Raw genomic sequence first — 4,438 nt, forward strand, 5'->3', positions numbered from 1 at the left:
GGGTCGTTCACGGTCAGCACCGCGCTCCGCTCGCCCGCGGCCTCGGCGCCGGGCGCGTGCTGCCCGGAGCACCGCTCGACGCGGGCGTGCAGCTCGCGGTAGGTGCGGGCGCCCCCGTCCCAGGCGAACGCCGTCCGGGCCGGCCACAGCACGGCGCCGCGATGGGCGAGGTCGCCGAGGAGCATGCCCCGATCCTCCCGAACCCGGTTCGGCCGGTCAAGATCCGTCCGCGCCGGCCCGTTGCCATGATCACGCCGCCGCGCCAGCATGAGGGCAGCATCCACCCCCCGCGCCGAGGAGAACCGATGCCCAGGTCGTACGCCAGCGCCGTGCTCAACGCCCCCGCCGACGAGGTCTGGGCCTACCTGCGCGACTTCGGGAACATCGCCGACTGGATGCCGGGTCCGGAGACCAGCCTGATCGAGGACGGCGGGCCCGCCGACCGGGTCGGCTGCGTCCGCCGCGTCATCGGCCCCGGGGACTCGGTGTTCCGCGAGCGGCTGGCCGGGCTGGACGACGCCGAGCGGACCTACTGGTACCAGGTCCTCGAGGCGCCGCTGCCCATCCGCGGCGCCCACGGCCACCTGCGCGTGGCGCCCGTGACCGGCACCGGCCAGGCGTTCGTCGAATGGTGGGGCGAGTTCTCCGCCGACGCCGGCGACGAGGAGGCGATGGGCAAGACGCTGTCCATCGCCATCTACGCCACCGGTCTGGACGCCCTCGCCAGGCGCTTCTCCTGACCCCGGGGGTGCGCCGCCGCCGCGCGGCGGGCGTTCTCAGCCGAAGCGCGGCGGGCGCTTCTCCCGGATCGCCGCGACGCCCTCCCGCACGTCCGGGCCGGTGAAGCCGAAGAACTCCATGGCCAGGGACGCGTCGAACGTCGGGCCGGCCAGCCGCAGCCAGTTGTTCAGCGCGTGCTTGGTGAACGAGATCGCCTCGGCGGGCCCGGCGGCGAGCCGGCCGGCGATGTCCAGCGCGCGCTCGTGCACCTCGTCGTCGTCGACGCACAGCGAGACCAGGCCGATCCGCTCCGCCTCCTCGCCGGTGAGCACCTCGTTCAGCAGCAGGAAGTACTTCGCCTTGGCCATCCCGCACAGCAGCGGCCAGATGATCGCGGAGTGGTCGCCCGCGGCGACGCCGAGCCGGACGTGCCCGTCGATGATCTTCGCGGTGCGGCCCGCGACGGAGATGTCCGACAGCATCGCGACCGCCAGCCCCGCCCCGACCGCGGGGCCCTGGATCGCGCTGACCACCGGCTTCGCGCAGTTCAGCGCGTTCATCACGATGTCGCGGGCCTCGCGCATGATGCGGCGCCGCGACGCGTGGTCGTCCATCATCTCCTCGATCATGGACATGTCGCCGCCCGCGGAGAACGCCGTCCCCTCGCCGCGCACCACGACCGCGCGGACCGCGTCGTCGGCGTCGGCGTCCCGCCAGATCTCCGCCAGCTCCCGGTGGCCGACCGTGTCGAGGGCGTTCAGCCGGCCCGGCGCGCTCATCGTGACGCGCAGCACGCCGTCCGCCGCCCAGTCGATCTTCAGCCGCTCGTACTTCCCGTACACCCCGTCCGCGTCGCTCATGCCGCACTGCCCTCCGCCGCTTGATCGCCGAATGCCGCGCGCAATCGTCGCACAGCGAACCGCATCGCCTCGGCGCCGGCGTCGAAGATCTCCGGCAGCAGGAAGAACGAGTGCACGACGCCGTCGAAGCGGCGCGCCTCCACCGGCACGCCGGCCGCCGCGAGGCGCCGCGCGTACGCCTCGCCCTCGTCGCGCAGGATGTCGTACTCGGCGGTGATCACGGTCGCGGGCGCGGCGCCGGCGAGGTCGGGCGCGCGGAGCGGCGCCAGCCGGGGGTCGGCGGGGTCGGCGCCGTCGCGGTAGAGGTCCATGAACCGGGCGAGGGTCGCGGCGTCCAGCCCGTACCCGGTGCCGTACCGGCGCCAGCTCGGCGTGTCCATCGCGGTGTCCGTCACCGGGTAGACGAGAAGCTGGTGGGCCAGGGGCAGGCCGCGGTCGCGGGCGAGCAGCGCGACGGCGGCGGCCAGGTTCCCGCCCGCGCTGTCGCCGGCCACGGCGAGCGCGCCCGGCGACACGCCGTAGCGAGCCGGTTCGCGGGCGACGGCCGCCACGACCGCCCAGGCATCGTCCACCGCCGCCGGGAACGGGTTCTCCGGGGCGAGCCGGTAGCCGACGTTCAGCACCGCGCATCCGGCGCCGGCCGCCAGGTCGCGGCACGCGGCGTCCACGTTGTCGACGCCGCCGAGCACCCAGCCGCCGCCGTGCAGGTAGACCAGCGCGGGCAGCGGGCCGCGCTCGACCGGCTCGGGACGGTACAGCCGCACCGTGACGGGACCGCCCGGCCCCCGGACGGCGAGGTCCTCGACGTGCGGGAGCTCGCGCCGGTCGACGGGGAACGCCTCGCCGATCCTGCGCCGCATCTCCTCGATCGCGGGCCCCGCGTCCTCCTCGACCGGCGGCGCGCCCTCCGGCGGCGCCGTCCAGGCGGACAGCGTCTCCAAGAAGCTCACGGTCTGCGGATGCAAGGGCATGCGGCGACCTCCGGGGGGCGATGTGCGCGGAACCTACCGCTTCGCCTTCCCCGGTGCGCGGGGATCAATCCCCGGTCAGCGCCCGGCGGCCTCGGCCACCAGCGCCTCGAACAGCCGCTTGTCGTCGCCGTCCTCGGGGTGCCACTGCACGCCCAGGCCGAACCGGTGGCCCTGCAGCTCGACGGCCTCGACGACCTGGTCGTCCGCCCAGGCCACGGCCGACAGGCCCTTGCCGAGGCGGCTGACCGCCTGGTGGTGGTAGGTGGGCACGTCCGCGACGTCACCGAGGATCTTGCCGACGGCGCTGGTCGCGCTGATCTGCACCCGGTGCGTGCCGATCCTCCCGACCTCGGGCGCGTGCGCTTTGTGCCCCACGGCCTCCGGCAGGTGCTGGACGAGCGCGCCCCCGCGCGCCACGTTGAGCACCTGCATGCCCCGGCAGATCGCCAGGAACGGCAGGTCGGCGTCCACCGCAGCCCGCGCCAGGGCGAGCTCGAAACGGTCGCGCTGCGGCTGCGGCGGCCCGGTCTCGGCGTGCCGTTCGGCGCCGTACAGGTCCGGGTCGAGGTCGCCGCCGCCCGCGAGGACGAGCCCGTCCAGCCGGGAGACCAGCGCGGCGAGCCCGCGCAGGCTGCCGGTCGGCGGGATCATGACGGGGACGCCGCCGGCCCGTTCGACCGAGCGCACGTACGACGCCGGGAGCAGCGCGGCCTCGCGCACCCAGACGCCCCAGCGGGCCGGCTCCTCGTAGGTGGTGATGCCGATGAGCGGCGGCGCGCCTCCTCCTGCGGCGGGGCCCGGAGCCCCTCGGATCGCCTCTGACATGCGCGGATTCCCCTCTGCTGAGCACTGGCCACGGGTCGGCTACCGATATCTGGTGATTCACCACTGTTGCGTGCACATCATGGCGCATCGCCCGCCCCCACGGACCGTCCCGCCCCCGGCCTTTCTCCGCAAAGCTTGCCGCACGTCCCCGCTCCCCGCAGGCCGATGCGCCGAACCCGGTTCGGGCCTCCGACCTGGACGATCTTGGTCGCGGACGCGGGAAGCCCCGCCCGGAAGGCCGCCGGGGCCGCTCCCCCGGTCGGGAGAACATCCACCACGGAATCGGCAAATCTTCTACCGGGGTGCGAATCCGTCCACCGGCCCGGTCGCCCCGATCCCGCGGCGGCGGCTCGCGACCCGAACCGGCCCGTCCGCGAACATCAGCGTTTCCGGAACGAGCGCCAATGTGACCGATCTTCCCGGCCCGTACGGTACCGAGCGGTATTTACCCTATTTGTCGTTGTTACCGTGGTCACTGGGAATTGAAAAACGATTACATACCGTGACATCAAGGAGCATCTGGACGTCGCCACCTTGAGGACCTGGGAATTTCAGTGCGAGAATCTCACCGAGCCGGGCACCGCGGAGCGCCGAAGGCGCCGAATCGCCGCCGGTCCCGGTCACCACCCGCCGAGGGGGCGTGCTTGCCATGTCAACGGAACCGCGAATGCTCAAGGAGAGCTTCACCCGCCTCGAATCCCGCGCCGACAAGGCCATGAGCTATTTCTACGGCCGCCTTTTCGCCACCGAACCGCGGCTGCGCGCGCTGTTCCCGATCGCGCTGGACGCCCAGCGCGAGCACTTCTTCCACGCGCTCACCCGCATCGTCTGGAGCCAGGACAACCCCGAGGACCTGGCCTCCTACCTGGCACGTCTCGGCCGCGACCACCGCCGGTACGGGGTGACGGCCGAGCACTACTCCGCGGTCGAGGACGCCCTCCTCGCCACCCTGAGGCTCTTCGCACGCGACATGTGGAACCCGCGCGCGGAGCAGGCGTGGACCGACGCCTACCGGTCCGCCGCCGCGACGCTGATCGCGGCGGCGGAGCGCGACGCCGCCGG

Annotated in this window: 6 protein-coding genes; 2 read left to right on the forward strand and 4 right to left on the reverse strand. The window is 73.6% G+C overall.

Annotation, left to right across the window (positions count from 1 at the left end; genetic code table 11):
• On the reverse strand, positions 1–185 hold a 185-nt coding region (locus ABZ914_RS47250), incomplete at its 3' end, for a hypothetical protein (RefSeq protein WP_500201179.1).
• 120 nt (positions 186–305) lie between these two features.
• On the opposite strand from ABZ914_RS47250, the gene ABZ914_RS47255 reads away from it, so the two are divergent.
• Entirely contained in the window at positions 306–740 is a 435-nt protein-coding gene (locus ABZ914_RS47255; RefSeq protein ID WP_500201180.1) for an SRPBCC family protein, read from the forward strand.
• A 36-nt stretch (positions 741–776) separates the two neighbouring features.
• Here the strand turns inward: ABZ914_RS47255 and ABZ914_RS47260 are convergent, their stop codons facing one another.
• The 3 genes from ABZ914_RS47260 to ABZ914_RS47270 form a co-directional block, all read right to left on the reverse strand.
• Entirely contained in the window at positions 777–1,580 is an 804-nt protein-coding gene (locus ABZ914_RS47260) for an enoyl-CoA hydratase/isomerase family protein (RefSeq protein ID WP_500201181.1), read from the reverse strand.
• Positions 1,577–2,551, reverse strand: coding sequence for an alpha/beta hydrolase (locus ABZ914_RS47265; RefSeq protein ID WP_500201182.1), 975 nt, complete (start codon positions 2,549–2,551; stop codon positions 1,577–1,579). The genes ABZ914_RS47260 and ABZ914_RS47265 overlap by 4 nt, the downstream gene beginning before the upstream one ends.
• Before the next feature lie 75 nt (positions 2,552–2,626).
• The gene (locus tag ABZ914_RS47270; protein WP_500201183.1) at positions 2,627–3,376 is read right to left on the reverse strand and encodes a gamma-glutamyl-gamma-aminobutyrate hydrolase family protein; all 750 of its coding nucleotides are present in this window, start codon (positions 3,374–3,376) and stop codon (positions 2,627–2,629) included.
• A gap of 667 nt (positions 3,377–4,043) precedes the next feature.
• On the opposite strand from ABZ914_RS47270, the gene ABZ914_RS47275 reads away from it, so the two are divergent.
• On the forward strand, positions 4,044–4,438 hold a 395-nt coding region (locus tag ABZ914_RS47275; RefSeq protein ID WP_500201184.1), incomplete at its 3' end, for a globin domain-containing protein.

It is taken from the genome of Spirillospora sp. NPDC046719 (assembly GCF_040645715.1).
GTDB lineage: Bacteria > Actinomycetota > Actinomycetes > Streptosporangiales > Streptosporangiaceae > Spirillospora.

Bases quoted from the DNA above. Each gene is read 5' to 3' on its own strand.
- ABZ914_RS47255 (WP_500201180.1), top strand. From the start codon at position 306: ATGCCCAGGTCGTACGCCAGCGCCGTGCTCAACGCCCCCGCCGACGAG.
- ABZ914_RS47260 (WP_500201181.1), bottom strand. From the start codon at position 1,580: ATGAGCGACGCGGACGGGGTGTACGGGAAGTACGAGCGGCTGAAGATC.
- ABZ914_RS47265 (WP_500201182.1), bottom strand. From the start codon at position 2,551: ATGCCCTTGCATCCGCAGACCGTGAGCTTCTTGGAGACGCTGTCCGCC.
- ABZ914_RS47270 (WP_500201183.1), bottom strand. From the start codon at position 3,376: ATGTCAGAGGCGATCCGAGGGGCTCCGGGCCCCGCCGCAGGAGGAGGC.